The following is a 2,472-nucleotide window of genomic DNA, read 5'->3' as shown; positions in this document are numbered from 1 at the left end:
TCTAAATCTCAAGCAAAAGCACTACTGCAACAAATTCTATTGCAAAATCCGGGTTTAACTAACCACTTAAATATTTTACAAATTTTATATTTTCTTGCTTATCATTAGAACAAGTCCCAAAGCAAGTCCGTTGGCTAACATCGCGCTACCTCCGTAGCTTAAAAAAGGAACGGCTATACCTTTGATAGGAGTTAGTCCGCTTATTCCGTATGCGTTTATTAAAAAAGAAAATCCAACAAGCAAAGCGATTCCTATGCAAAAAAGATAATTTATATGCTCTTTTGATCTGTTGGCTATCCTAAAGATTCTATGAATTAGTAAAGCCACTATTAAAGTTATCGCAAAGATTCCGATATATCCAAACTCTTCGGCGATTCCGGCCAAAACAAAATCTGTATGAACTTCGCTTAAAAAACCAAGTTTCATACTTCCTTCTCCAAGCCCCACTCCAAAAAATCCGCCATTATGTATGGCGTTTAGGGAGTGTGAGATTTGATAAGGCTCTGGAGCGTTTTCTACTCTTAATTTCTCAGCAAATGAGGGAGGGAAAATATTTAATATATAATTTTGAGCGTTTGCCCACCATGATAATATCCTATTTATTCTATGTTCGGATGTAAAAATAAATATTATAAATAAAATAAACGCCGAGCCTATTAAAGTTAAAAACAGTTTAAAACTTCTTCCGGCAAAAAATAGTAAAAAACTAAGCGTCAATCCCAAAACCATAACCTGCCCCAAGTCGTTTTGAAAGACAGCTATTAATATAACAACGAAGAAAAAGACGACGATATAAGGGAAAATAAGTTTTATCTCTTCTAAAAGATTTTTCTTTTTATCATCATTTGCAAATTTCCTAGAAAAACTCCAAGCCAAAAAATAGACAAATCCTATCTTAAAAAACTCAACCGGAGCGAGTGAAAATCCCGGAAGTCTTATCCATCTTTTAGCACCTCCAGCGCTTGTAACAAGGCTTGATGGCATAAAATACATTGATATCATTAAAATAAAAAATATGATAAAAGTGCTAATTCCTATGATTTTAAGCCATCTATCCGGATCAAGTCTAGAGATAGACCACATAAGAAAAATCGCTCCAATACCGGCAATTAACTGTCTAATTAGAAAATGAAACTCACTATATCCGTATAATAAAACGGTATATGTGGTGAAACTGTATGAACAGATAATACTTATTGTTATTAAAATAGATGCAAGTATAAAAAGAGTCTTATCGGTCATTATTCACTTTCATAATTAAAGGTAAATTTTAAAGCTTTTTAAGTATCATTTTATCCATTATTAACAAAAAAATATATTAAGAAAAAAATTTATGAAGAACGAAAAAAAACTTTATAAAATCGCCATACTATTTCTTCTACTTCTTCTTGGATTTTTGATTTTTTTATTGGCCGTTTTTAAAATCGTTATAGATGATAGAAAGCTTCCTGCTTTAAAAATAAGTGAAAAAAATAGAGCCATAAGAGGAGCGATAATTACAAAAGAGGGCTTTCATATAGCCTCAAGTAAAAAACTTTATAAAATTTCGGTAAATACAAGATGTATAGATCCGGGCAAAAAAGAGCTTTTTATTAAACTATTTTCTATATATAGCGGTATGAAAGAGCGAAAAATAAGAAAAATTTTAAAAAGTAAAAGAGGAAATGTCGTTTTATCTTACGCAATGGATCCAAAAAAAGCCAACCTTTTGAGAGAGCTTGCAAAAAAGCTATATTTAATGGATGTTTTTAGAGAGATTGAAATAAACGGAAAAGTTATAAAACAGGGGCTTTATGTCCAGGAGAGCGGCGAGAGTAGGCTATATCCTTATAAAGATCTTTTAACTCCTGTAGTAGGATATGTAAGAAAATATGAAGAAAACGGATATACCAGGATAGCCGGGGTTAAGGGTATTGAGAAATATTATGAAGAAAAGTTAAAACCGATACAAGATGGTTTAATAAAAGGGTATAGAGATATTGGAAACAATATCATTTTAAACAAAGACGCAAAAATAAAAGCTAGAATCGATGGTTACAATATTAATCTAAATATACCGATTTTGCTTCAAAAAAGCCTTGAGACGATTTTGGATGAGTATAAAAAGAGTCTAAAAGCCCAAGAGATCATCGCTGCGGTTATGGAGAGTAGAACAGGGAAGATTTTGGCGATTGCCAGTTCAAATAGATTTGATCCAAAAAATATAAGAAAAAAAGATTATGAGTCGCTAAACGCTTCTGTAATTGAGTATAGTTTTGAACCGGGATCGGTTATGAAACCGATAACTTTTGCTTTACTTCTTGAAAATAGGCTCATCTCTCCTTACGATATAGTCAGAACATATGGGGGTAGATATAAACTTGGTAGGAAAATTATAACCGATGAACATAAAGAGGAGTGGATGAGTGCGGAAAACGTGATAGTCTATTCAAGTAACATCGGTATCGCGCAACTTGCTCAAAAACTCTCCCA

General features: G+C 32.5%; 2 protein-coding genes. One reads left to right on the top strand and one right to left on the bottom strand.

Annotated features, from left to right (window positions below; translation table 11 throughout):
* Positions 1 to 84: 84 nt before the first annotated feature.
* Positions 85 to 1,242: an FtsW/RodA/SpoVE family cell cycle protein gene (locus AC30RD_RS08380; protein ID WP_489494036.1), complete on the bottom strand. Its 1,158-nt coding sequence runs from the start codon at positions 1,240 to 1,242 to the stop codon at positions 85 to 87.
* A gap of 91 nt (positions 1,243 to 1,333) precedes the next feature.
* Here AC30RD_RS08380 and AC30RD_RS08375 point away from each other — a divergent pair.
* The coding region (locus tag AC30RD_RS08375; protein WP_489494035.1) for a penicillin-binding transpeptidase domain-containing protein at positions 1,334 to 2,472 on the top strand (1,139 nt) is incomplete at its 3' end.

This window comes from Nitrosophilus sp. (assembly GCF_982775275.1).
The sequence above is the reverse complement of the archived record's forward strand: the minus strand, read 5'-3'. Positions and strand labels throughout refer to the sequence as shown.